Here is a 24,827-nt window from a genome sequence, read left to right on the forward strand (position 1 = left end):
ACGACACTCAACGCGCCCTGGGGGAAACGGGGTGCATGCGCCGCCTGTGTGCCGGATCATGGCGGCATGTCTGCCAACCCGCACGACGCCCTGCCGATCCGGCTCCACGTCGACGACTCCGACTCGCCGTCCGACGTCGTCGACGCGCTGTTCCTCGGCCGGTTCGCGACGGGCGAGCAGCCGTACTCGCACGCGGTCACCATCGACCGGGTCCGCTCCGGGGCGACGCTGCTGCCGCACGGCGCCCGTGTGCTGCGTGTGGCCCGCGACGACGACCGCAGCGCGACCCTCGCGGAGGGCGACGACTGGACCCTGCTGATCTCGCGCTGGAACCGCGGCGCCGACGTCACGGTGACCGCGACCACCGCGGAGCTCGCGGCCCAGATGCTCGACGAGGCGACGGACGGCGCGGCGGACGAGCCGGAACCGCAGCCCGAGAACGTGACGATGGGCTTCTGGTACGTCTCCCCGAGGCGCGGCCCGCACCGTACGACCCGCCAGATCTCGGCGGGCACCTGGGACGAGGTGCGCCCCAACTACACGGCCCCGGTGGCCGAGGCGATGGACCGCCTGATGAAGACGACGCCCGAGGACATCGCGGGCCGGCTCCTGCTGCTGCACGGACCGCCGGGCACCGGCAAGACCTCGGCGCTGCGCACGCTCGCCCGTTCCTGGCGCGACTGGTGCCAGGTGGACTGCGTCCTCGACCCCGAGCGCCTGTTCTCCGACGTCGGCTATCTGATGGACATCGCGATCGGCGAGGACGACGCGACGGGAAAGGGCCGCTGGCGGCTGCTGCTCCTGGAGGACTGCGACGAGCTGATCCGGGGCGAGGCCAAGCACACGGCGGGCCAGGCCCTGTCCCGGCTGCTCAACCTCACCGACGGCCTGCTCGGCCAGGGCCGCAACGTCCTGGTCGGTGTCACCACCAACGAGGACCTGGAGCGCCTGCATCCCGCCGTGGTGCGCCCCGGCCGCTGCCTGGCCCGTATCGAGGTGGGGCCGCTGACCCGCCGCGAGGCCGTGAACTGGCTGGGCACGGAGGAGGGCGTGGCCCGCGAGGGGGCGACGCTGGCCGAGCTGTACGCGCTGCGCCGGGGCGCCTCCCCGACCTCGGTGCCGGGAGCCCGGGACGAGGCGGACGCGGGGCTGTATCTTTGACTTGCACCTCGGGCTGAAGCCCGAGGATTCTGGCCTTCCGTTCCATTCCCGTGCCGCTACGCGGCACGGGCTTGGGTCGGGAATCCGTGGCTTCCTGTTTCTTCGCGCTGTGCCAGAGCGAGTTCTGGTCTCATCGGCGCTCCGCAGGCCGATACCGCCAGTCCGGCGGCCGTCTTCACGTTGATCGCGGCATTGATGTCCCGGTCGTGGACCGCGCCGCAGGCGGCGCACGTCCACTCCCGGACATCGAGGGGCTTGGGTCCGTCTGGTAGGCACTGTGCGCATGGAGGAGATCATGCGATCCGTGTGCACGGACTTCGAGTGCGAGCTGGTGGAGTTCAACGGCGAGGACAACCACGTTCACCTGCTGGTGAATTTCCCGCCCAAGGTCGCCGTGACCAAGCTGGTCAACTCCCTCAAGGGCGTCTCCTCGCGCCGTCTGCGCCAGGAGTTCCCCGACCTGGTACGCCACTACTGGCGGGCCAACAAGCTGTGGTCCGGCTCCTACTTCGCCGGAACCGTCGGCGGCGCCCCGCTCACCGTGGTCAAGCAGTACATCGAACAGCAGAACCGGCCGGTGTGAGCACCGCCCGGCTCCGCCGGGACCAGCCCTCGCGACACTCCGCACCGCAGACGAAGAACTGCGGTGTCCGGCTCCGCCGGACCTTAAATCCGCGACGCTCCGCGTCGCCACCATCAGATTCGCTTCACCCCCGGCGTGAACGCCGGGGCACTGCGAATAAATCCCGGTAGCGCGCCCGGCGCATACGAGGGTGCTTTGATGGACGTATGACCCTGTACGTCGGGACGTCGGGGTGGCAGTACAAGTCCTGGCGGGGCGTCCTCTACCCCGCCGGCTGCCCGATGCGCCTGTGGCTGGAGGAGTACACCCGGCACTTCGACACGGTGGAGCTGAACAACGCGTTCTACCGGCTGCCGACGCGGGAGAACTTCGAGGGCTGGCGCAGCCGGCTGCCCGAGGGCTTCGTGGTGGCGGTGAAGGCGAGCCGCTATCTCACGCACATCAAACGGCTGCGCGATCCCGAGGAGCCGGTGCACCGGCTGATGAGCCACGCGGCGGGCCTCGGCCCCCATCTGGGCCCGATCCTCCTCCAGCTCCCGCCGAACCTGCAGGCCGACCCGCCCCTGCTGGACGCCTGCCTCGCCTGCTTCCCGTCCGGGACCCGGGTCGCGGTGGAGCCCCGCAACGACACCTGGTGGACACGGGAGACCCGGGACGTCCTTCAGGCGCGGGGCGCGGCCCTGTGCTGGGCCGACGTCCAGGCCCACCCCGTCACCCCACTGTGGCGCACCACGGACTGGGGCTATCTGCGCCTGCACGAAGGACGCGCCCGCCCGCGGCCGCGCTACGGCGCCCAGGCGCTGGAGACGTGGGTCGACCGGATCGCGACCACCTGGTCCGACGCCGACGACGTGTTCACCTACTTCAACAACGACTCGCGCGGGGCGGCGGTGAAGGACGCGGCGGCCTTCGCGCGGACGGCGGAGAAGGCGGGCCTGACGGTGACACGCACCCCCGCGGAACTCGCGGCGCGCTCCTGAGGCGTCGCTGCGCTGCCGGACGCAGCAGGTTCAGTCCTCGTAGGCGGCGCGCAGGGCGTCCCGTACGGCGGCGAGGGCGTCGGCCTCGCCCAGTCCGAGGCGCCGTACGCGCTCGGCGTAGGCCTGCGCGGCCGTCGCCGCCTCCCGGTCCGCGGCCTGGCCGGCGGCCGCGACGAACGTGCCGTTGCGCCCCCGCGTCTCGATCACGCCGTCCGTCTCCAGGGCCCGGTAGGCCTTGGCGACCGTGTTCGCGGCCAGCCCCAGCGACTCGGCCAGCCCGCGCACGGTCGGCAGCCGGTATCCCACGGGCAGCGCCCCGGACCGGGCCTGCTCGGAGATCTGGGCCCGCACCTGCTCGTACGGCGCTGCGCTGTCGTCGATGTGGATCTTCAAGGTCACGCAGCGATTGTCCCGCACCCGCCGGAAAATGGGAGGCATACCCGTTTGCCCGCGCCGTAACGTGCGTCTCCATGACAGTGACCGTGCGCGACCTCCGCCAGGAGGACCCCGCCGACGTAGGGGACTTCGCCCATGTCCGCCATCTCGCCCTTCCGTTCATCCTGTGGACGCCGGCCGCCATCCTCCACCGCCTCGTCCACACGTCCCCGAAGGCCCGCTTCCGGTCCCTCGTCGCGCAGGAGGACGGCGAGGTGATCGGCACGGCCCAGACCAGCCTCGCCCATGACAGCCCGGAGCCCGGCCAGGGCTTCCTCAACATCTACGTCCATCCGGGTCGCACCGGGCGGGGCGCCGGCACCGCCCTGGTCCGCGCCGCCGAGGAGCACCTGGCGGCGCACGGCGCGACCAAGCTGTTCGCCTGGGTCCTGGACGGGCCCGGCAACCGCGCCTTCGCCGAGCGGCACGGATACCGGAGCAGCCGCTCCGCCCACTTCCTGCGCCGCGACCTGACCAAGGACACGCTGCCGCCCCGGCAGCCCCTCCCGCCCGGCGTCGAACTGCGCACGGCCGCCGACTACGCGGACGACCCGCGCCCGCTGTTCACCCTGGACGCGGAGACGATGGCGGACGAACCGAGCGATGTCGACTCCGAGTTCACCGACTTCGAGGCGTGGGTCGAGGAGAGCTGGCAGCACCCGCTGCTCGACCGGGAGCTGACCTCGGTCGCCGTCGTCGACGGCCGCCCCGCCGCGTTCAGCGTGGCGTGGACCGACGGCGGCACCCTCCCCCACTCTCGACTCCGCTCGAGCGGGGGGACCCCCATCGCCACCGCCATGACCGGCACCGCCCGCGCCTTCCGCGGCCGCGGTCTGGCCAAGCTCGTGAAGAACGACTCCCTGCACCGCGCCCGCGCCGCCGGGTACACCGAGGCGCTCACGGGCAACGACACCGGCAACGACCCGATGCTCGTGGTGAACCGCTGGCTCGGCTACGAGATCTGTGGAACGGAGGTGCGCTATGTCCGCGAACTCGGCTGATCCCGCACGCCTTGTGGACGTCGTCCTCGTCAAGGGCGGCCGTACGAAGATCCGTTACGCGAGCGAGCTGCTCGACGACGACGGCACCCGGATCACCGTACGCGCCGCCTGGGCGGGGGCCGGCACCCGTGACTTCGGCTTCGTGCGCTTCGAACCCGGTGACGTCTTCACCGAGTACTACTGGCGCGACCGCTGGTACGCGGTGAAGGAGGTCCGCGCCGCCGACGGCTCCCTCAAGGGCTGGTACTGCGACATCACCCGCCCGGCCACCCTCACCGGCGCGGACCTGGTCGTCGAGGACCTCGACCTGGACCTGTGGCGCTCCGCCGACGGCAAGGACGTACGGCGCCTGGACGAGGACGAGTTCGCGGAGAGCGGCCTCGCGGACCGGGACCCCCAGGCGGCGGCCGCCGCCGTCGCCGCGCTGGACGAGCTGGAGTCCCTGGCCCGCACGGACGACTTCACGACGCTGCTGGCCTGACCGGCCGGCCGGGCTCACACCGTCGCCACCACCGCGTACCGCTCGTCGTCCACGTCCTTCCCCCACAGCCGGGCGTCGTCCGACAGCCGCTCCACACGCACGGACGCGGCGAGCGGTTCCAGCAGCCGGGTGAGCCGGCCGGCGGATATCCCGACCGGTGCGATCGTCCCCCACACCCCCTCGACCAGCACGAAACGCCCTCCGGGCCGCAGCAGTTCCCGCCAGTGCGCCAGCACGCGGTCGGGCAGCGTCCACAGCACATGCCGTACGAGAACGACGTCGAACCGCCGCTCCCCCACCGGCGGCGCGGCCGCGTCACCGTCGAGGAACACCGCCTGCCGGCCGGCCTGTCCGAACTTGGCGCGGGCCAGCTCCGTCATGCGCGCGGACCGGTCGACGCCGGTGATCCGGTGCCCCTGCTCGGCGGCGAGGAGCGACAGACTGCCGGTGCCGCACCCGAGGTCGAGCACATCGGCGGCCGGTGCGGGCAGCCACGCCGCGAGCCGCTCGGCCCATGCCGCACGGACCTCGGGGTCGCGCAGCCCGTGATCCGGCTCCTCGTCGAAGCCGCGCGCCTCGGCGTCCCAGTCGACGTCCACCCCTGCCACAGCCATGCGATCGCTCCCGTTCGTCGTCATGACCCAAGCGTGGCACCCGCCACTGACAATCGGCCCCGGCCGGTCAGTCGAGCCGCTTGCGGTAGTGGATGCGGTCGCAGGGACCGTCCACCCGCCGCTCCACCACCTCGTAGCCGTACCGCGGATAGATCTTCTGGTTCTCCCACATCAGGGCATTGGTGTAGAGCCGCACCTCGCTCAGCCCCAACTCCCGCGCGCGGACGTCCACGAAGCGCAGCAACCGCCCGCCGACGCCGGTGCCGTGCGCGTCGGGGCGGACGGCGATGCTGTCGAGAAACAGGTGGTCCGAAAACGCCTCGACCACGACGAGACCGATCACGGGCGACCCGGTGACGAACACCTTTCCGCCCGCCACGTTCGCCATGTGGTCCGCCTCCATGGGTTGTGGCACTACTCCGATGCGCTCGATGTAGTGGTGGTACGCCATGTCGGTCACGGCCTTCACGGCCGGCACGTCGGCGGCGACGGCCGCGCGGACCCCCGCGCTCTGGACCCCTTCATGTGTCATGCCGCGCACAGTACCCATCAAAGCCCGGGGCCTGACCGGCGGTTCGGCCGGTCAGGCCCCGGGGATGCGCACGACCTCGGAGTCGGCCTCAGCTGAAGACCGACGCGCAGGTGGTGGGGGTGGCGTGCGCGGGGTCGAGGGCGTTGGCGACCTCGTGGAAGGCGATCCGGTCGGTGGTGCCGATCGCCACGTGCTCGGAGAGGTCGAGCGAGCACAGGTCCTGGAGCAGGACGTTCTTGACGTCCGTTCCGCTCAGGAACTGGCTGCGCCAGGGGGTGACCACCTCGTCGTACTTGGTGGCGATGACGGTGTAGTGGACGCCGGGGACGGTGTCGCCGCCCGCGTTGAGCTTGGTGAGGAGGTCGGACCCGGTGATCTGGTCGGCCATGGCGGGGGTGGTGGCCTTGATCAGGTCCTCGGCGCCGGGGAAGTACGGCAGCAGGCTGGTGAGGCCGTTGAGGTCGGTGCCGTGGTTGCTGGGGGCGATGCCGACGAGGGCGTTCACCTTGGCGGCGCCGCCGAGGAACTTCAGGTAGTAGCGGGGCATCATGCCGCCCTGGGAGTGACCGACCAGGTCGGCCTTGGCGGCTCCGGTGGCACCGAGCACCTTGTCGACGTAGACCGACAGCTGCTCTGCCGACTTGTCGACGGGCCCGAGGCCGTAGAAGACGGGGACGCCGGACAGTTGCCCGTAGTCGAGGGAGAAGACGCAGTATCCGCGGTCCTTCAGATACGGCGCCAGTGACACCCAGTTGTCGACGGAGTTCCCCAGCGTGCCGTGGACCAGCACGACGGGACGGGGGTGGGCCGCGGACGGCCTGCAAGAGAAGTCGTTCCAACCACTGCTGGGCCCCGTGGATTCCGCGTTGGCGGTGGCGGCGGGTACGACGGCGACGGCAGCGGTCAGCAGGAGTGCGGTGAGGGGTCTGACCACTCGCTTCCAGGGCAGCATCGTGTGATCTCCTTGCGGCTCAAGGGAGGTGCGACGGCCGTACTCCCTGTGATCCGGATCACGAGGATGCTGTTCATTCGTCAAGTTACGAGCGAGTAGCCCCACTGTGAAGCTACGTGTCAGTAAAAACTTCCATCAAACCCGGAACACAGCCACCTGCCTACGGACCGTCACCAGACAGGCCTGACCGGACCGTAAGCCGCAATCCCCTCCAGACACTCCCGCAACACGCGTACCGAGTCCTCACCGAGGATGACGCCCCACGCCCCCACGACCTCGGCGGCCGCCTCCTCCGCCGCCCGGGTACACGCCCACCCCCGCTCGGTGAGCACGACCAGCCGCGCCCGGGCATCCTCGGGATGCGGTCGCCGCTCGGCGTACCCCTTCCGCACGATCTCGTCGACGAGTTGACTGGCCGCCTGCTTCGTCACCCCGAGATGCCCGGCGAGCTCGGTGACCGTGGCCCCGTCGGGCGCGAGCCGCGCGATCGTGACCCACGAGATCCATGGCCCCCGCTTCATCTCGCACGCCACCCCGCTCAGCGGCAGCAAGGAACTGTGCTCGACGGCCGCACCGAGCGCATCTCCGCGGGCGACACCGTGATCATCAACCCGGGCGCGACCCTCGCCGTCGAGAACCCGACCGAGCAGACCGCGATCTCATGGGTCACGACGTCCATCGGGCTGGAGGCCGAGCTGGCCGACGGGACGCGCATCACGCCGCCCTGGGCCAACTGACCACGGAATCACCGGCGTCACGCCGCCAACGTCCCCGGCATCACAGCCCGCGGCCCGAACTTCGCGCGGGCCCGGTCCGCGACCTCCTCGATGCGGCGGACCTTTTCGTCGACGGGGTCGAAGGAGAGCTGGCGGGAGGCCTGTTCCGCGGGGGCGAGGCCCTCGGCGCGGAGGGTGAGGGCGCGGACGCGGGCGCGTTGCAGGCCGAGGGCCTCGTACATGCCGTACGCCTCCCTCGTCAGCGCGGCGGAGTGCGCGGTCGGTTCGCCGAGGGTGCGGGTGCGGGTGGTCGAGGTGGGGGTCCCCCCGCTCGAGCCGGTTCGAGAGCGGGGGAGGTCGGCGTAGCGCACGGTGAGGGTCAGGGTGCGACAGACCTTCTCCAGGGAACGCAGTCGGGCACCCAGCTCGTCGGCGGACGAGAGCAGGGCGCGGCGATGCCGGAACGAGTCCACCTCGTCACGGGAGAAGGAGCGTTCGGCCGACACCGAACGGGACACCGCGTTCGGGGTCACCCGGTCACGGTCGATGCCGTTCGCCTTCTCGTGCAGCTCGCGGCCGGCCTTCGCGCCGACCAGCCGCTGGAGCGTGGACAGCGGCGCGCCGGCGACCCGGCCGAGGGTGTCGAGCCCGTACTCGCACAGGGTGCGGGCGGTCGCGGGCCCGACGCCGGGAAGCGCGATGACGGGCCGCCTGGCGAGGAACTCCGCGAGGGCGTCCGGCCCTTCGGGAACGACACAGGTCACCCCGGGCCGGGCGTCGCGCAGCGCCATGCGGGCCAGCATCGGCCCCGGCCCGGCGCCGATCACGCAGTCGACGCCGTACAGCGCGAGCGCCCGCACCCGCAGCACAGCCGCCAACTCGACGGCGCTGCGCCCGAAGTAGCGCTCGGCGCCCCGCAGATCGAGCAGCGCACCGTCGGGCGGCAGGGCCTCGACGACCGGCGTGAACTCCTCCAGCAGCCCGAGCAGCCCCGGCAGGGCGGCCTCGTACATCGGAGGCAGCTGGAAACGTACGCAGAGGATGGTCATCCCGCACTCCCCGGACTCTGGTGCCACAACTTCCGTACCTGTGAAGGGTCCTGGCCCGCCGGTCGCAGATCGGCCCACGGGTGCATCGCGTATCCGGTGGACATACGGATACGACGGCCATGGGTCGGGTCCCGGTCCCCGTCGGCCTCCTCCCCCACCGGCTCCGCCAGCCGCGCGGCCACCTCGCTCAGGCCGCCCTCGGCGCGCAGCTCGGTCAGCTCGGCGAGGTTCCAGGCGGCGGCGCCGACCACACTGAGACTGCGCGGACCACGCCGCTGCACCACTCCGCGCACCAGCAGCAGCCAGGAATGGAAGACGGTGTGCGCACACGCGTCATGGGAGTCGTCGAAGAAGGCAAGGTCGACCAGTCCCGTCCCGTCGTCCAGCGTGGTGAAGATGACGCGCTTGCCGGACCGGATCGGCGGCGTCTGGGTGGCCACCTTGGTTCCGGCGACCAGCACCGTCTCCCCGTGCCGCGCCTCCCGCAGCCGCCGCGCCGACACCACGCCCAACTCCCGCAGGAACTCCTGGTGGTCGTCCATCAGGTTGCGCGAGGCGTCCATGGACAGCACACCCAGCTCGGCACTGAGCCGCTCCGCCGCGGACAGATCGGGCAGCCCTGCAGAGGCAGCCTCCCGCCCTCCGCTCAAGGGCAGTTGACCACCACCGACACCTCGTGCCCCCCGATGCAACTCGGTCAAGTGAAGTTGCAGATCACGCCGATTGGCGCCGAAGGCATCCAACGCCCCCACCTGCGCGAGCCGTCCGGCCAGGGGCCGACTCGGCCGGGCCCGCTCCCAGAAGTCCAGCAGCGAGACATAGGGCTGCCCCTCCGCGATCCGAGCCGCCTCGGCCTCACTGATGCCATACACATCGGAAAGAGCCAGCCGAAGCCCCCACACCACAGGCGAATCAGACACCAGTTCGACCCGATAATCGACCGCCGACCGGTTCACGTCCAACGGCAGGATCGGCACCCCACGCCGCCGCGCGTCCGCCAGCAGCAGCCGCTTCGGATACATCCCGGGGTCATGCGTGAGCAGCCCGGCATAGAAGGCGGCCGGATGATGCGCCTTCAGCCACGCCGACTGATACGTCGGCACGGCAAAAGCGACCGCATGTGCCTTGCAGAACCCATAACTGCCGAACGCCTCGATGATCTCCCACGTCCGCCGAATCGTTTCTGCGTCGTACCCGCGCTCCTCCGCCCGCTGTGCGAACCACACCCGGATCCGCCCCTGCGACTCCGCGTCGGACAACCCCCGCCGCACCCGGTCCGCCTCACCGCGCCCACACCCGGTCATGATGGCGACGATGTCGATGATCTGCTCGTGAAAGACGACGACCCCGTACGTGTCCCGCAGCGGCCCCTCCAGATCCGGATGCGGACAACGCACCGGCGCCCGCCCGTGCCGCGCCTCGATGAAGGGCCGCACCATGTCGGCGGCCACCGGCCCCGGCCGGAACAGCGAGATGTCGACGACCAGGTCATGGAAAGTGGCCGGCTGAAGCCGCCCGACCAGATCCCGCTGCCCCGGCGACTCGATCTGGAAGCACCCCAGCGTCTCGGTGGACCGAATCAGCCGATACGTCTCGGCATCCCCGTCCTTCAGGGAATCCAGATCGATCCGCTCCCCGGTGGCCCGCTCCACCTCGCCCACCGCATGCGCCATGGCCGACTGCATCCGCACCCCGAGCACATCGAGCTTGAGCAGCCCGAGATCCTCGACGTCCTCCTTGTCGAACTGCGACATGGGAAACCCCTCCCCACTGGTCGGCACGACCGGCGTACGCGACAGCAGAGAGGCATCGGAAAGGATCACTCCGCACGGATGCATGGCCACACCGCGCGGCAGAGCGTCCAGAGCCTCGACCAGCTCCCACAACCTGCCGTACCGCTCCTTCTCCCCCGCGAGCCGCTTCAGCTCGGGCAGCTCCTCCAATGCGGCGCGAGCATCGCGCGCCCGGATATGCGGAAAGGACTTGGCGATGCGATCGATATCGGCCGGATCCATGGACAAGGCAGCGCCCACGTCCCGAATGGCATGCCGCACCCGATACGTCTCGGGCATGGAAACCGTGGCCACCCGCTCGGCACCGAACCGCTCGATGATCGCCCGATAGACCTCCAGCCGGCGAGCGGACTCCACGTCGATGTCGATATCGGGCAGGACAACACGCTCCCTCGACAGGAAGCGCTCCATCAACAACCCGTGCTCCATGGGATCGGCATGCGCGATACCCAGAAGATGATTGACCAACGACCCGGCCCCGGACCCCCGAGCGGCAACCCGAATCCCCATCTCCCGTACGTCATCGACCACCTGAGCGACCGTCAGGAAATAAGAAGCGAACCCATGATGGGCGATGATCCCCAACTCGTCATGCATCCGCTCCCAGTACTGCCTCCGCCCCTCATATCCCCGCGACACCATCCCCGCAGCCGCCCGTGAGGCCAGCGCCCGCTGGGCACTGCGCCGCCCGGCCCCCACCAGACGCGCCTCAGGGAAATGAACAGCCCCCATGCCCAGATCGTCCTCGGGATCGACCACACACATGGCGGCAACAGCCTCCACCTCCGCCAGCAGCCGAGGGGCGAGGTCACGCCGGTACCCCGCAGCCTCCACAACCCGCTCGGCGATCTCCAGCATGGCCCCGCCCCCCTTCAGCCAGGCCTCGCCGGAGTCCAGCTCCTTCCCGGGGTCGATCGGAACCAGCCGACGCGCGGCGTCCAGAACATCGGCCACGCCCCCCAGCCCCTGGTCGGCGTACCGCACGGCGTTGCTGAGCACAGGCCGGATCCCCTGCTCGACCGCGAACCCCACCGTACGAGCGGCAAGCCGCAGAGAACCGCTCCCGGTCCCCGCCCGCCCATGCCAGACGACCTCCAACCGCAGACCGTCCCCATAGACATCCCTCCAGGGCCCCACCAACCTGGCGGCACGATCCGGCCGCCCCGCGGCCAGAGCACGCCCCACGTCGGACTCAGGCCCCAGCAGCACCACCAGCCCGTCACCACGGTTGTCACCCCAGTCAAGCCGAGGCGCCCCGTCGCCGCCCCCATGAGCAGCGCTGACCAGCCGGCACAGATCGGCCCACCCCCGAGCCCCGTCACGGGCAAGGAAGGTCACGCGAGGAACGGACTCATCGACAAAGGCACCCCCACGCACAGGGGTACGACGCCGCTCCCGGCGCACAGGCTCCCCGACCGCCAGATCCACCCCGAACAAAGGACGAACACCGACCCGCGCACAGGCCTTGGCGAAACGAACCGCGCCCGCGAGGGTGTCCCGGTCAGTGAGGGCGAGGGCATCCATCCCCCGCTCCGAGGCGCGCTCGGCCAGCCGCTCCGGGTGCGAGGCGCCGTAGCGCAAGGAGAACCCGGAGACGGTGTGCAGATGCGTGAAGCCCGGCACCCACACCTCCCGTACTCATGAGCCCCAATCGGCTATCGAACATCAGTTCCACCTCCACCATACCCCCATTCCCGAACACCTGTACGATCCAACTCGACGCGCCCCTGACCTGCACAAACACGGACGGAGACCCGCGTACGGCGGGCAGGGGACGCGGCGGGGGTGTCCGCCCGCAGCGGCCGGCGAAACCCAGGGCTCCACCAAAGAGACAGCCCGCCGGACCGAGGACGGGGCCCCCGGTGCGGCCCGCCCCAGAACGGCCGAGAGCCGACCACAGGCAGACAGAGGCAGGCAGAGAACGACGAAGCCCGCCCCTCGCGCAAGGGGCGGGACTCCAGGTACCGCAGAGCGATACGTCAGCCGATCGAGGACCCCGTGGCCGACAGCGCCTCGGTGACCGGCTGGAAGAACGTCTCCCCGCCGGAGGTGCAGTCACCACTGCCACCGGACGTCAGCCCGATCGCCTTGTCACCCGAGAACAGCGAACCGCCACTGTCACCGGGCTCGGCGCACACGTCGGTCTGGATCAGCCCGCTCACCGTGCCCTCCGAGTAGTTCACGGTGGCGTTCAGACCGGTGACCGTGCCGTCGTGCACCTGGGTCGTCGAGCCGCTGCGGGTGACCTTCATACCCACGGTGGCCTCGGCCGCCCCGCTGATCGCTTGCGAGGACCCGTTGTACAGGTTGACCTCGCTCGGGTGGTCGACGCTCCCGGTGTACTTGACCAGACCGAAGTCGTTGCCCGGGAAGCTGGACTGCTCGTTCTGCCCGACCACGTTGCCGGACGAGTCCGACCAGCTGGAGATGGCATCGGTGCAGTGCCCGGCGGTCAGGAAGTACGGCTGACCGTCCTTGACCACGTTGAAGCCGAGCGAGCAGCGCCCGCCCGAGCCGGTGATGGCGTCACCGCCGGCGAGGAAGGGCTTGAACTCCCCCTTCGACCGCTGGAGTTCGACCTTCGCGCCGAGCCCGTCGGTCACCTTGCCGAGCTTGGCCCACGCGGCCTTGGAGACCGTGCGGTCCGCGGTGACGACGACCTTGTTGGTGACCGGGTCGGTCGCCCACGAGGTACCGGGGATGGTCGCGTCCTTGCTCAACGTGGCACGCGCGCCGTCGAGTTCGGCGAGGGAGTTCGCCACGACTCTGGCCTTGGCGCCAGCCGCCTCGACCGTACCGGCGGCCGACTCGTCGAGCACGTTCACGACGAGGCTCTTCGCCTGGGCGTCGTAGTACGCGCCCGCCGCGTCGGCGCCGAGGTCCCGTACGAGCGTCGAGGCGAGCTTTCCGGCCGCCGGCGCCGACAGGATCTGGGGCGCCGCGGCCTTCGCGGGCTCACTGGCGTTCGCACTCTGGAAGGTGACGCCCGCTGCGACGAGTGCGGCGACGGCTGCACCTGCCACGGCGGCCCGCCGCCTGGTTATGCGTCGATGCTTCAACTCACGTCCTCCTGTGGGGGGTCGGCCCAGGAGGTTATGGGGACCTCGTGAGCCGGAAGGATGGTTGACGGGCGCCTACTATTCCGAGGCCCACAGGGGGCACACAAGGTCGACTTCAGGACGCGCGTGCGACCCCACCGCACGCCCCCTCAACCCCCGCGCCACCACAACCGTTCGCAGTCGCCCCAGGAAGATTCGCACTGCAAACACATGCTCCACACAAGAAAGTGACATCCACGCTGGCTTGATTGCGCCCCCCAACAACCGAACCGGCACCCGAACAACGGCCGATCCCTCCCCAAACCGGCAGCCACACGAACAACAGATGGCCCCCGCACGCGAATTGCGCGCGGGGGCCATCTCGAATCAGACCCGACTGGACCTGAACCGGATCGTCAGGCCCGGCTAGACCTGGACCGGGTCAGTAGACGTGAACCCCATAGGCGTTCAGCGCCTCGGTGACCGGCTGGAAGAACGTCGTACCGCCGGAGGTGCAGTTGCCACTGCCGCCGGAGGTCAGACCGTACGCCCGGGTACCGCCGTACAGCGGACCACCGGAGTCACCGGGCTCGGCGCAGACGTTGGTCTGGATGAGCCCGTAGACGATGTCACCGCCGCCGTAGTTCACCGTCGCGTTGAGCGCCTGGACGGTCCCGCTGTGGATACCCGTCGTGGAACCGCGCCGGGTGACAGACGTACCCACGGACGGCGTGGACGCGCTGGTGATGTCCTGGCTGCCGACGGTGCCCGACTTGGTCACCGAGCTGTTGGTGTAGCTCACGATGCCGTAGTCGTTGCCCGGGAAGGAGGAGCCGGCGGTGGAACCGAGCGTCGTCGTGTGCGAGGAGTTCGACCACCAGGTGCCCGCACCGTCGGTGCAGTGACCGGCGGTCAGGAAGTAGTAGTTGCCCGCGGAGTCCTGGACGTTGAAGCCGAGTGAGCAACGCCAGCTACTCGCATAGATGGCGTCGCCGCCGGAGATCAGCTTCTGGAACTTGCCGGGCGTGTGCTTGATGGTCAGGGCCTCGGAGTTGCCACCCGCCTGCCGCTTGATCTTGGCGATCTCGGCCTGGGAGACGGTGCTGTCGACGGTGACGACGACGCGGTTGGTCTTGCTGTCGACCGCCCACGCCGTACCGGCGATGTCGGCCGCACCAACGGCGTCGCTCGCCTTGGTGAGCTGGGTGGCGCTGAACGTGTGGGCGTCGCTCGCGCTCGCGGTCGGCACGGCGAGCGCGGCCGCGGCCACGAATCCGGTGGCCACGGCGACGAGCCGGGTCCGTCTGGCGAGGCCGGTACGGGGAGTGGTGCGCTTGATCCTCACGTTTCGTTCCCTCCCGGGAAGTCGGGGGCCCGCGGGGGGTCGGGGCCCGTGAGGCGCAGTCAGGACACACGAAACGTCCGGAGTCCGGACACGCCGTGCCCCTGACAAGCGCTGAGGGGGAGTATTCGGCCGAACGGACGGTCGGCGCAAGGGGGCCTTTCGGTCGCCCGCCTGTGCGCGAGCTGTGTTGACGCTGTGTCACCCGGCGAAAGATCCCGAAATGCAGAGCTGACCGCCCGTCAAGTCCTCATGCACCCCAGGTCCGCACCTGGACCACACACCCCTCTCCCACCACCTCATATGTTCGGATAGTCGGCTTAGGTACACCGGACGGACCCCTGTACACGCCGTACGTCACCCATCCGCCGCGAAGAATCATATTTCACTCTCAGTCAGCAGCCGTACCCGCTAAGTCCCTTGGGGGGCCAGGGCTCTCGACGTACGGGTCGCGCACCAGTACCGTCACAAACCCCCCGCTCGGCGTCTATTCACTTGGCGCGCCATCCGCATCATGGAAGACCATAGGTGCGGAAAGGATGAAAGACCGCTGTGAGAGGAGGCGTCCATGGGATCGGTACGCAAGGCGAGTGCCTGGCTGGGCCTCGTCGACGACAACGATGACGAGCGTTACTACGACGACGACTACTCCGAGGGGACCGAGCCCGGGGATGCCTGGGTGACGGACCCGCGGGTCAAGGTGGCCGCGGACACCGCGGAGGAGAAGGGGCGCCGGATCGGCACGGTCACCCCGGACGGCTTCCGGGACGCCCGCGCCATCGGCGAGCTGTTCCGGGAGGGCGTCCCGGTCATCATGAACCTCACGGCCCTGGAGCCCACCGACGCCAAGCGCGTCGTCGACTTCGCGGCCGGACTCATCTTCGGACTGCGCGGTTCGATCGAGCGCGTGTCCACCCGGGTGTTCCTGCTGAGCCCGGCCGACACCGAGATCGTCAGCGGCGAGCCGGCCGGCCACCGCTCCGACGGCTTCTTCAACCAGAGCTGAGGCAGGGCCGCTCACCGGCCCTGCCTCCGCAGGTTCCCCCGGCCCGACCGGCGACCGGCGGACCGCCGTCTACCGGAAGGCGTCGAGCCCGGTGAGCGCCTTGCCCAGCACGAGCTGGTGCATCTCGACGGTGCCCTCGTAGGTGAGCACCGATTCCAGATTGGTCGCGTGCCGCATCACGGGGTACTCCAGCGAAATCCCGTTGGCCCCGAGAATCGTCCGCGCCGTACGGCAGATCTCGATGGCCTCCCGTACGTTGTTGAGCTTGCCGAAGCTGACCTGCTCGGGACGCAGGCGGCCGGCGTCCATGCGCCGCCCCAGATGGTGGGCGAGCAGAATTCCCTTGTGCAGTTCGACCGCCATGTCGGCGAGCTTGGCCTGGGTGAGCTGGAATCCCCCGATGGGCCGCCCGAACTGCTCCCGCGTCTTCGCGTAGTCGACCGCCGCCTGGAAAGAGCTGCGGGCCGCACCCATGGCGCCCCACACGATGCCGTACCGGGCGTGCGAGAGACAGCTCAGCGGACCGCGCAACCCCGTGCCCTCGGGCAGTACGGCGTCGGCGGGCAGCCGTACGTCGTCGAGGACGAGCTCGCTGGTGACGCTGGCCCGAAGCGACCACTTGTGCTTGATCTCGGGCGCGGAGAAGCCAGGCACGTCCGTGGGGACGACGAACCCCCGGATCCCGTCCTCCGTCTGCGCCCACACGACGGCGACGCCCGCGACGGACCCGTTGGTGATCCACATCTTGCGCCCGTTCAGCAGCCAGTCACCGCCCTCGCGCTTGGCGTAGGTGCGCATGGACGCCGGGTCGGAGCCGTGGTCGGGCTCGGTGAGTCCGAAGCAGCCGATGACCTCGCCCGCGGCCATGCGCGGCAGCCACTGAAGCTTCTGCTCCTCGCTGCCGAAGCGGTGGATGGCGTACATGGCGAGGGAGCCCTGCACCGACACCAGCGACCGGATGCCGGAGTCGGCCGCCTCGAGTTCGAGGCAGGCGAGTCCGTACTGGACGGCGGAGGCCCCGGCGCAGCCGTACCCGGTGAGGGACATGCCGAGGGCTCCCATGCCGCCGAGTTCGCGGGCCAGCTCCCGGATGCCGGGCAGCTCGCCGCGCTCGTACCACTCGGCGACGTACGGCAGCACGCGGTCGGCGGCCCAGGCGCGCACGGTGTCGCGGACGGCCAGGTCCTCGGGATCGAGCAGGTCGTCGATCCCGAGCGGATCGGTGGGATCGAACGGGGGCAGCGTCGAGGACGCGGACATACGGACCACCCTCCGGCAGCACACGGGGAAGCAGCAAAACTAGCAGCGCTAGTCACGAGGTCGCGGCTGACGTTACGTCGCCGGGTGCCGCACGTCCAGCCCCACCGGAGCGGGGCGCTCAGGCCGGGTCACGCGGAGACGCGCGACTCCGTGACCTCGACCTCCCGCGGCGAGGGCAGTTCCACGACCGCCGACTCCTCGCACTGCATGACCCGCGGCAGCCGCAGCGACATGACGGCACCGAGCAGCAGCAGTCCCGCGCTCACGAGCAGCGTCACATGGAGCCCGTGCACGAAGGAGTCGCGGGCGGCCTGGCGCAGGGCCTCTCCGGCCGCTCCGCCGAGCCAGCCGGCGACCTCGTAGGCCTCGCCGAGCGAGTGGCCCGCGGACGCGGAGGCCGAGGCGGGCACGCCGGGCACGGAGGCGAGCCGGGGTGCGTAGCTGGCGTTCATCACGGTGCCGAGCAGCGCGATGCCGATGCCGGCGCCGAGCTGGTACGCCGTCTCGCCGATCGCGGCGGCGCCGCCGGCGCGGTCGGAGGACGCCTCGCTGAGCATCGACTCGTACGCCCCGAAGAGCGTGCTCTCCAGGCCGAAGCCGAGCAGGACGAAGCCGAACAGCATGAGGGGCACGTTGTCGGTGCCGCCCAGCGCGGTGAGCGTCACCACGGCCGCGGCGGTCAGACAGAACCCGAAGCACACCATCCGCCGGGGTCCGAGGCGGCGCAGCATGCGCGCGCCCGCGAGGCCGGACGCCATCGCGGCGAGGGTCAGGGGCAGCAGCCGCAGACCCGTCCGCAGCGGGGAGAGCCCGAGGACCAGCTGGAGGTACTGGGCGGCGATCAGCTCCAGTCCGACCAGGGCGAGCATCGCCAGGACGATGCAGCCCACGGAGGTGCTGAACGCGGGGCGCGCGAACATGCCGAGGTCGATGAGGGGGTAGGGGCGGCGCCGCTGCCGGCGTACGAAGAGCACGATGAGGACCGCGCCCACCACCAGGGGCAGCAGCGTGAGGACGCTGGCCACGGGTTCCCCGCCGCCGAGCCGCTTGACGCCGAGGATCAGGCCGAACAGGCCGACCGCCGCCATCAGCGCGCCGACGACGTCCCAGGGGCCGTCGCGGTCGCCCGTCGACTCGGGCAGCAGCAGGCGGCCGACGGGCAGGCTCACCAGCATCAGCGGGATGTTGACCAGGAAGACCGAGCCCCACCAGAAGTGCTCGACGAGGAAGCCGCCGAGCAGCGGGCCGACGGCGGCGCCGACCGCGGCGACCGCGCTCCAGAGGCCGATCGCGAGCGCCCGCTCGCGCCGGTCGGGGAAGACCTGGCGCAGGATCGACAGGGTCGCGGGCATGATCATCGCGCCGCCGACGCCGAGCAGCGCGCGGGCCAGGATCAGTACCTCGGCGCTCGGCGCGAGGGCCGCGATCGCGGAGGCGGCGCCGAACAGGGCGTAACCGAGCAGCAGGATGCGTCTGCGGCCCACGCGGTCGCCGAGCGTGCCGAAGAGGATCATCAGCGACGCGCAGACGAGCGGGTAGACGTCGACGATCCAGAGCAGTTCCATGGCGCCGGGCTTGAGGTCCTCGGTGACCGCGGGCACGGCGACGTGCAGCACGGTCGCGTCGACGGCGACGAGCAGCAGGCTCACGCAGAGGACGACGAGGACGATCCAGCGGTTGGCACCGGCCCCGGCCGCCCGGCGGCGCAGCCGAACGGCAGCCGCGGTCGTCCCGGACATGTACGTACCTCCCAGAGTTCCCTCGCGTGCGGCGACCCGGCGGAATGGGGACTTACCGCCGTACGGCCGGAGGAGAGCGGGTCCTCTCCGGCCCGCGCCTACCAGCGCGAGTGACTCGTCAGCGTACGCGAGTTCGTACCCAGGTCACGTGGCGGACCTCTCAGACTCCCCACGGAAGTCATGTGGCGTACACCACTCCTTCTCGCCTTGATCACATCCGCGCGGACGGGCGGCTTCCGGGGCCGGTCGATAATCGAGCCCGTGACTCTGCTTGCGACCCGCGTGACTCCGTTCCGCGCCGGCTTCCTGAGCCGCGCCGCCCCGGCGCTGCTCGGGTACGCGGCCGTGCGGGTCCTCGGGCTCGTCGTGCTGGCGGTGTGGAGCGCGGCGCGCGGGCACGACGCCCACACGCTGCTGACCGCCCGCTGGGACTCGCTGTGGTACACCCGGGTCGCCGAGCTGGGTTACGGCTACCAGGTGGCCCTGCCGAACGGCGACGTCCACTCCAACCTCGCCTTCTTTCCGCTGCTGCCCTGGCTGGAGCGGCTGCTGCACGCGCTGACCCCGCTGTCGTACGCCGACGCCGGTTTCGCGGTCAGCCTGCTCGCCTCGCTCGCGGCGGCCTGGGGGATCTTCGCGGTCGCGGACCACGTCCACGACCGACGGGCCGGGGTGTGCGCCGTCCTGCTGTGGGCCGTGCTGCCCGTCGGGATCGTGCAGTCGATGGCGTACAGCGAGTCGCTGTTCACGGCGCTGGCGGCCTGGTCGCTGTACGCCGTGCTGACCGGGCGCTGGGTGACGGCGGGGCTGCTGGCGTCGCTGGCCGGGCTGACCCGGCCGGTGGGGATCGCCGTCGTCGCCGCGGTGTGGGCGGTGGGCGTTGCCCCGATCGTGCGAGATCGGCGCGCGGCCCTGGCGCACGGCGCGCGGCGCGGCGAACGCGCCCCCGATCCGGCCGACGAGAGCCCCGCCCGGCGCGTTCCGGCATGGGCAGGCGCGCAAGAAACGACGCGCGCCCCCGCTCCCGGCGCATCGCTCTGGCGCCGCGCCCTCGGTCTGCTGCTCGCCCCCGTCGGCGCCGCCGCCTACGTCCTGTGGGTCGGCCACCGCACCGGCCGGGGCCCGCTCGGCTATCTGGACGTGCAGGCGGGCTGGCGCAACGGCTTCGACGGCGGATACGCCTTCGCCTGCTTCATCGCCGGCAAGTTCACCTCACTCCCTTCGGCCCTGGCCGGGATCGGGCTGATCATCGGGATCGGCCTGGTGATCCTGCTGTACGTGACCTGCGTACGGCAGCGGCAGCCGCTCGCGCTGCTGGTGTACACGGGTGTCGTCACCGCGCTCGCCCTGTGCGCGTCGAGCTACTTCGGCTCCAAGCCCCGCCTGCTGCTGCCGGCCTTCCCTCTGCTGCTGCCGGCCGCGCCGGCCCTCGCCCGGCTGCGCACGTCGCGATCGGCGCTGGTCACGGCCGGGATCGCGGTGGTCTCGGCGCTCTACGGCGCGTTCTGGCTCAATGGAACCGGCCCGCCATGATCATCCCGGGCGGCCGGTGAGCGCACGGCGAATTGCGGCCCATGCCACGGTTAACGAATTCATAAGTGCCATAAAATCGCCGGCCGACCTGATCAAAGGAATTGACGGGCGCGATCACCCGGGATTGTTGATTACCGGTGAATTCGAGCCCGCCTGAGAGGTTTCCCACATCACATCGTCATCACAAAGCCCCTGATTCGACCGGGGCCGCAGCTCACTCGCTGTAACGTCCATTGGGTGCGTACCGAACGAAACCTCACCCGTCTGGACCGGGTGTTCGCCAGACTCGACCGTGAGCCGGAACGACCGGCCCACATCGATGTGCCGAAGATGAGCCGGCACCGGGTCGTGCTGTTCTCCGCGACCCTGGCTTTCTACGTGGCGATCGTGTGGGCCGTGGTGACCACCTCCTGGCTGGTCCGGCTCGACTGGCAGGTCATGTTCTTCCGGCCGTACCAGCAGTGGCCGCAGATCCACGCCTTCCTCGACTACTACGTGGTGCTCGGCCAGCGCGGCCCCACCGCGGTCATGGTCGCGGCGTGGCTGGGCTGGCGCTCCTGGCGGCAGCACACCATCCGCCCGCTGCTGACGCTCGGCGCCTCGCTGCTGCTGCTGAACATCACCGTCGGTGCCGCGAAGCTCGGCATGGGCCGGCTCGGACCGCACTACGCCACCACGATCGGCGCGAACGAGATGGTCCTGGGCGGCGATATATTCCCCAGCGGCCACACCGCCAACGCGGTCGTGACCTGGGGCATCCTGGCGTACCTCGCCACCGCCCCGCGCGCCCGCCGCTGGCTGTCCGCGCTGTCGGCGGTCACCTCGCTCGGCGTCGGCCTCACCACCGTCTACCTCGGTACGCACTGGCTGAGCGACGTGCTGCTGGGCTGGGCCGCGGGTCTGCTGATCCTGCTGGCGCTGCCCTGGTTCGAGCCGCTGATCGCCCGCGCCGAGACCGCGCTCTTCGCCCTGCGCGACCGCTGGCGCGCCCGCCTCGGCCGTACGGCTCCGGCACCCGCGCTCGACCCCGTTCCGGCGGGCGGAGCCGCCGTCCCGGTCACGGCGGTGGCGCTCCGGCCGCGTACCACGGCCGCCGAGCACCCGGCCCCCGCGCGCGAGCCCGCCGCCTCGGCGCGCTCACCCCGGGCCGCGATCCATCTCGCGCCCGGCCCGCACACGACCCGCTCGGAGCGCACCCCGGTCACTCCGGCGGGCAGCCGCCGCCCGCCGCACGCGGACCGCGTCCCGCGTGGCACCGCCCCGGCGGCCCGCCCCTGACGGCGCCCACCAGCGGCGGGAACGGTACGCACAACTTCGCGCACGACGAGGGCGAGATACGACGAGGGCCCCGGCTCCTGGATCCCCAAGGGATCGGAGCCGGGGCCCTCGTCGTATCTCGCGCCCGTAGAGGTACGGGGTGTCCGCTCAGCCCTTCCAGGCGCGCACCACCTGGCCGTCCTTCACCTCGAAGTTCAGCCGCCCGAAGCGGTACTCCATGGTGATGATCGCGCCCGGCGGCAGGGAGCGCACCGTTGACCAGCCGCGCTCGCGCGCGCGGCGCTCGGCCGAGGCCGCGTCGAGGCCGACGTACCCGTCCGGACTGTCCTGGGGCTCCGCCGGCGGAGGGGGAATCGATGCCATGCGGCCACGCTAGGCCCCATCCCGCGGCCAGGGAAGTGGGTTGCCGACGCGGGGTTCCGATCCGTTCGGATCCCTCCACGGTCACACTTCTGTCACAGGACGACAGCGCGTGTTTCGACCGAACTCCGTCACACGTACGAAGGGATCCGTACGCCTTACCGGCGCATTCGAACGTAATTCCCGCGTGTCGGCCGCGAGCCGCGAATTACCCCGAGGGAAAGGCCGGGGGTGCACGGATCGAGAACGTTTTCCGGACATCCTTTCTTTTCGAATCCGACAGAGTGCCGTGAAAGTCGGCAGCGTGCGGCGTATTCACGACTTCAGCACACGACCCCCGTATGCCCATGCCAGGGCGTACGGGGGTCGGAGCCTGGTGCCGCACCCGCGCTGTGGGGCGCGGAGGGTCAGAGTTCGAGGCGCTGGCCGGGGACGATCATGTCGGGATCGCCGCCGATGACCGCCTTGTTGGCGGCGTAGACGCGCTGCCAGGTGGTGCCGTGGCGGGAGGCGATGCCGCTCAGAGTGTCGCCGGTGCGGACGGTGTAGTCGCCGCGGGAGGCGCCCCGGTCGGCGTGGGCCGCCGGGCGTTCCGGCGCCTTCGCCGGGGTCGACGCGGCCTTGGGGCGCGCCGGAGCGGACGGGGCCCGCTTCGTGGCCGCCGTTCCGGAGCCGGAGGAGGCCGCCGCGGGCGCGGCGCCTAAGGCTCCGGCCCGCGTCGAGCAGACGGGCCACGCGCCCCAGCCCTGGGCGCGCTGGACCTGACCGGCGATGGCGATCTGCTGGCTCCTGGAGGCCTGGTCGGCCGTCGGGGCGTAGGCGGCACCGCCGTACGCCCGCCAGGTCCCGGCGGAGAACTGGAGCCCGCCGTAGTAGCCGTTGCCGGTGTTGATGTGCCAGTCGCCGCCGCTCTCGCACTGGGCGATGCGGTCCCACACCCCGCTGCCCGCCGCCGCGGCGCTGCCGGTCATGGCCAGCAGTCCGAGCGGGGCCAGCAATGCCGCACCCGCCAGCACCGCCGTCGTCCGCGCACGGCGACCGCCGCCCTCACGGGCGCTGTCGTCGCGAGCGGTCTCGTGACGGACGGTGTCGCGGGTGGTATCGGCACATTCGGACATGTAATTCCCTCTCCACTGACCCGGACTCCCCCGGACGAGGCGCGACCCCGCGCATGGACGCGGGTCTCACGCTCCGCCCCGTCCGCCTGAGCCGATGCTGCGTCGTGCTCTGCCTGGTGCGGCCGGCGGACGTTCCCGAGCGGTGCTCGTTGCACACGGCGGAGGAATGTAGGGAGCGAAGGGCACTCGTTTCAACCAATTACCTGTCACTCCAGGCCAGTTCGCGGTTACCGCTGGTATCGGCATTTTCCGGTCACCCACTTCATCCGGCGATTTCGCGATTTGTCGACCAACCGGGCGGGTGGGACGTGATGTACCTCACCGGAGTAAACGCCTTTACAGGCAAGGTAGTTGACGGTCCGTGAGGGAATCCGTCATGGAAGTCACCCTGTGCGATGGACGGTTCGATTCTGTGCTGTTCGAAGCGTGACTCCCGCCACAGGTCGCCCGTTGTCTCTTCATGAGCCCGGAACCCCGGGGCTCAGGGGCCGGGAGCCGCCCGGTCGCACCGCACCGCATCCCGAGGGAGCCACCGTGCCGCGCATGCTCGACGTCAGTGACGCCGTACGCGCCGAGATCGGCGACGAAGAAGCCGACCGGCTGCTCGCCGGAGAGAACGCCCCGGGCAGTTACGACTGCACCTCGTGCCGCACCCCGGGCGACTCCGAGCAGGAGCGCACCAGCACCGTCCTGTTCATCGGCGACGAGACCGCCGTCCTCGCCTTCGCCCACGCCGGCTGTCTGCCCTCGCAGGTCGTCCAGGTCACCGAGGAGCAGCTCCAGGGCGCCGTCCGCTCCATCAGCGGCGACGCGGCCCACGCCGGTGTGCCGCAGGCGGACCCCGCACAGGCCGCGCCGGGGCAGACCGGGCAGTCCATGCCGACGCAGGCCCCGCCCGAGCAGGCCGTGCTCGGGGTGACCAGCGGACTCGTGCTGATCGCCGGGGAGTTGCACCCGGCGCTCGTGGTGGAACCGACCGCGCCCATCGCGCGCCCCGGCTCGTTCGGGACGACCGGCGACGACTTCCTCCCGCTGCTCATCGAGCAGGGGTTCCTGCCGGTGGCCGAGCTGTCCTCGGTACCCCCGGTGCTGCACGGCTGGTCGGTGCTGCTGGCGGTCGGTCAGCTGCACGCGGTCCTGCAGCCGTCGGTCAGTGGCGGTCAGCCGGTGGCCTGGTGGCAGGCCCACCAGCCGCTCCAGGTCACGGACAGTTGGCGGGCGGCCGCCAACAAGCACCAGCAGGTGCTCTTGTTCGCGGCGCCGGTCGGCTCCATCGGGCGCCAGCCGCGCGAGGACCTGCTGCGCGACGCGCTGGACAGGGCTGCGGTGGCGGGGCGGCTCGTCGCGGCCACGCTGCCGCTCGCGGGCACCTGAGGGCACGGGAGTCGCGTCCCCCCGGGACGCCGCGCGGCCGCATCCCTTTGCCGACAGGGTCGTTTGGACATACGTGCACCCATACGACGTTCCTCCCCGGCGCCCGTCCTTCTCCTCCTCCGTCCCGCCCGCCCGGGTCGGCCAGGAGTCCGCAGGCCGCCCCTCGGCCACGCCGATCTACGACTCGCTCTACGCGGAGTGGGTCAGGACCTTCCGGACGCTGCCGTTCGACCGCAGCGGCGAGGAGAACCTGGAGTTCGTCGCCTTCGGGGACGCCCCGCACAGCACCGGGGCGTACGGCTCGAACTCGTACAGCGCGTACAGCGCGGGTGCCTACAGCGCCCGCCACGGCACGGGGCTCTCGCAGTGGCAGCGGGTCGGGACGCTCGGGCGGCAGGACACCGGCGTGCACCACGTCCGCCCGGCGCTGCCGCCCGCCCCGCGCCGGGGAGCGTGACGTACGACGGAGCGCGGAACGTGAA

22 protein-coding genes and 3 pseudogenes are annotated in these 24,827 nt (G+C 70.9%); 11 read left to right on the plus strand and 14 right to left on the minus strand.

Annotated elements, in window-relative coordinates; translation table 11 throughout:
- The first annotated feature begins 66 nt into the window (after positions 1-66).
- Entirely contained in the window at positions 67-1,161 is a 1,095-nt protein-coding gene (locus QFZ74_RS06355) for a DUF5925 domain-containing protein (protein ID WP_307619796.1), read from the plus strand.
- Positions 1,162-1,217: 56 nt separating this feature from the next.
- On the opposite strand, the pseudogene QFZ74_RS06360 reads toward QFZ74_RS06355, so the two are convergent.
- A pseudogene (locus tag QFZ74_RS06360) lies at positions 1,218-1,445 on the minus strand (zinc ribbon domain-containing protein); the annotation flags it as partial.
- Between QFZ74_RS06360 and tnpA the strand changes: the two are divergent.
- Together tnpA and QFZ74_RS06370 are read left to right on the plus strand one after the other, a co-directional pair.
- Positions 1,442-1,744 (plus strand): annotated as a pseudogene (gene tnpA, locus QFZ74_RS06365) (IS200/IS605 family transposase); the annotation flags it as partial. The pseudogenes QFZ74_RS06360 and tnpA overlap by 4 nt on opposite strands.
- A 206-nt stretch (positions 1,745-1,950) precedes the next feature.
- On the plus strand, positions 1,951-2,724 hold the full coding sequence (locus tag QFZ74_RS06370; RefSeq protein ID WP_307619797.1) for a DUF72 domain-containing protein: 774 nt from the start codon (positions 1,951-1,953) through the stop codon (positions 2,722-2,724).
- Positions 2,725-2,754: 30 nt separating this feature from the next.
- On the opposite strand, the gene QFZ74_RS06375 is transcribed toward QFZ74_RS06370, so the two are convergent.
- Positions 2,755-3,123: a GntR family transcriptional regulator gene (locus QFZ74_RS06375; protein ID WP_307619798.1), complete on the minus strand. Its 369-nt coding sequence runs from the start codon at positions 3,121-3,123 to the stop codon at positions 2,755-2,757.
- 71 nt (positions 3,124-3,194) lie between these two features.
- Here QFZ74_RS06375 and QFZ74_RS06380 point away from each other — a divergent pair, with 71 nt between their 5' ends.
- Together QFZ74_RS06380 and QFZ74_RS06385 are read left to right on the plus strand one after the other, a co-directional pair.
- On the plus strand, positions 3,195-4,160 hold the full coding sequence (locus QFZ74_RS06380; RefSeq protein WP_307619799.1) for a GNAT family N-acetyltransferase: 966 nt from the start codon (positions 3,195-3,197) through the stop codon (positions 4,158-4,160).
- Positions 4,141-4,641, plus strand: a complete 501-nt coding sequence (locus tag QFZ74_RS06385; protein ID WP_307619800.1) for a DUF402 domain-containing protein — start codon at positions 4,141-4,143, stop codon at positions 4,639-4,641. Before QFZ74_RS06380 ends, QFZ74_RS06385 begins: the two co-directional genes overlap by 20 nt.
- 14 nt (positions 4,642-4,655) lie before the next feature.
- On the opposite strand, the gene QFZ74_RS06390 is transcribed toward QFZ74_RS06385, so the two are convergent.
- The 4 genes from QFZ74_RS06390 to QFZ74_RS06405 all read right to left on the minus strand — a co-directional run bounded on the left by QFZ74_RS06390 (position 4,656) and on the right by QFZ74_RS06405 (position 7,260).
- The gene (locus QFZ74_RS06390; RefSeq protein ID WP_307619801.1) at positions 4,656-5,255 is read right to left on the minus strand and encodes a class I SAM-dependent methyltransferase; all 600 of its coding nucleotides are present in this window, start codon (positions 5,253-5,255) and stop codon (positions 4,656-4,658) included.
- A 67-nt stretch (positions 5,256-5,322) separates the two neighbouring features.
- A complete protein-coding gene (locus tag QFZ74_RS06395; protein ID WP_307619802.1) occupies positions 5,323-5,787 on the minus strand; it encodes a GNAT family N-acetyltransferase in 465 nt (154 codons plus the stop codon).
- 88 nt (positions 5,788-5,875) lie between these two features.
- Positions 5,876-6,739, minus strand: coding sequence for a triacylglycerol lipase (locus QFZ74_RS06400; protein ID WP_307619803.1), 864 nt, complete (start codon positions 6,737-6,739; stop codon positions 5,876-5,878).
- 170 nt (positions 6,740-6,909) lie between these two features.
- Positions 6,910-7,260: a MarR family winged helix-turn-helix transcriptional regulator gene (locus QFZ74_RS06405; RefSeq protein ID WP_307619804.1), complete on the minus strand. Its 351-nt coding sequence runs from the start codon at positions 7,258-7,260 to the stop codon at positions 6,910-6,912.
- On the opposite strand from QFZ74_RS06405, the pseudogene QFZ74_RS06410 reads away from it, so the two are divergent.
- A pseudogene (locus QFZ74_RS06410) lies at positions 7,193-7,476 on the plus strand (cupin domain-containing protein). The gene QFZ74_RS06405 and the pseudogene QFZ74_RS06410 overlap by 68 nt on opposite strands.
- Before the next feature lie 17 nt (positions 7,477-7,493).
- Here QFZ74_RS06410 and QFZ74_RS06415 read toward each other — a convergent pair.
- The 4 genes from QFZ74_RS06415 to QFZ74_RS06430 form a co-directional block, all read right to left on the minus strand.
- Entirely contained in the window at positions 7,494-8,504 is a 1,011-nt protein-coding gene (locus QFZ74_RS06415) for a hypothetical protein (RefSeq protein ID WP_307619805.1), read from the minus strand.
- On the minus strand, positions 8,501-11,920 hold the full coding sequence (locus QFZ74_RS06420; RefSeq protein WP_307619806.1) for a DNA polymerase III subunit alpha: 3,420 nt from the start codon (positions 11,918-11,920) through the stop codon (positions 8,501-8,503). Before QFZ74_RS06420 ends, QFZ74_RS06415 begins: the two co-directional genes overlap by 4 nt.
- Before the next feature lie 356 nt (positions 11,921-12,276).
- Positions 12,277-13,356, minus strand: a complete 1,080-nt coding sequence (locus QFZ74_RS06425; protein ID WP_307619807.1) for a S1 family peptidase — start codon at positions 13,354-13,356, stop codon at positions 12,277-12,279.
- A gap of 421 nt (positions 13,357-13,777) precedes the next feature.
- Complete coding sequence (locus QFZ74_RS06430; protein WP_307619808.1) at positions 13,778-14,680, minus strand: S1 family peptidase; 903 nt, start codon at positions 14,678-14,680, stop codon at positions 13,778-13,780.
- Between the two features lie 565 nt (positions 14,681-15,245).
- On the opposite strand from QFZ74_RS06430, the gene QFZ74_RS06435 reads away from it, so the two are divergent.
- Positions 15,246-15,683 carry a cell division protein SepF gene (locus tag QFZ74_RS06435; protein ID WP_307619809.1) on the plus strand — a complete coding sequence of 146 codons (438 nt, stop codon included), beginning with the start codon at positions 15,246-15,248 and terminating at the stop codon, positions 15,681-15,683.
- A gap of 69 nt (positions 15,684-15,752) precedes the next feature.
- Here QFZ74_RS06435 and QFZ74_RS06440 read toward each other — a convergent pair whose 3' ends face one another.
- Both QFZ74_RS06440 and QFZ74_RS06445 read right to left on the minus strand, forming a co-directional pair.
- Positions 15,753-16,943: an acyl-CoA dehydrogenase family protein gene (locus tag QFZ74_RS06440; RefSeq protein WP_307619810.1), complete on the minus strand. Its 1,191-nt coding sequence runs from the start codon at positions 16,941-16,943 to the stop codon at positions 15,753-15,755.
- Positions 16,944-17,071: 128 nt separating this feature from the next.
- A complete protein-coding gene (locus QFZ74_RS06445; protein ID WP_307619811.1) occupies positions 17,072-18,682 on the minus strand; it encodes an MFS transporter in 1,611 nt (536 codons plus the stop codon).
- A gap of 261 nt (positions 18,683-18,943) precedes the next feature.
- Here QFZ74_RS06445 and QFZ74_RS06450 point away from each other — a divergent pair, with 261 nt between their 5' ends.
- Both QFZ74_RS06450 and QFZ74_RS06455 read left to right on the plus strand, forming a co-directional pair.
- A complete protein-coding gene (locus QFZ74_RS06450; RefSeq protein ID WP_307619812.1) occupies positions 18,944-20,215 on the plus strand; it encodes a mannosyltransferase family protein in 1,272 nt (423 codons plus the stop codon).
- 237 nt (positions 20,216-20,452) lie between these two features.
- Entirely contained in the window at positions 20,453-21,493 is a 1,041-nt protein-coding gene (locus QFZ74_RS06455) for a phosphatase PAP2 family protein (protein WP_307619813.1), read from the plus strand.
- Positions 21,494-21,640: 147 nt separating this feature from the next.
- Here the strand turns inward: QFZ74_RS06455 and QFZ74_RS06460 are convergent, their stop codons facing one another.
- Both QFZ74_RS06460 and QFZ74_RS06465 read right to left on the minus strand, forming a co-directional pair.
- Positions 21,641-21,856 (minus strand): I78 family peptidase inhibitor, encoded by a 216-nt coding sequence (locus tag QFZ74_RS06460; protein WP_307619814.1) that lies wholly within the window; start codon positions 21,854-21,856, stop codon positions 21,641-21,643.
- A gap of 404 nt (positions 21,857-22,260) precedes the next feature.
- Positions 22,261-22,971, minus strand: coding sequence for a transglycosylase family protein (locus QFZ74_RS06465; protein ID WP_307619815.1), 711 nt, complete (start codon positions 22,969-22,971; stop codon positions 22,261-22,263).
- Between the two features lie 534 nt (positions 22,972-23,505).
- Between QFZ74_RS06465 and QFZ74_RS06470 the strand changes: the two genes are divergently transcribed.
- Positions 23,506-24,345 carry a hypothetical protein gene (locus QFZ74_RS06470; RefSeq protein WP_307619816.1) on the plus strand — a complete coding sequence of 280 codons (840 nt, stop codon included), beginning with the start codon at positions 23,506-23,508 and terminating at the stop codon, positions 24,343-24,345.
- Between the two features lie 73 nt (positions 24,346-24,418).
- Positions 24,419-24,802, plus strand: a complete 384-nt coding sequence (locus QFZ74_RS06475; protein WP_307619817.1) for a hypothetical protein — start codon at positions 24,419-24,421, stop codon at positions 24,800-24,802.
- The last annotated feature ends 25 nt before the right edge of the window (positions 24,803-24,827 follow it).

The sequence above is a fragment of the Streptomyces sp. V3I7 genome, from assembly GCF_030817495.1.
Classification (GTDB): domain Bacteria; phylum Actinomycetota; class Actinomycetes; order Streptomycetales; family Streptomycetaceae; genus Streptomyces.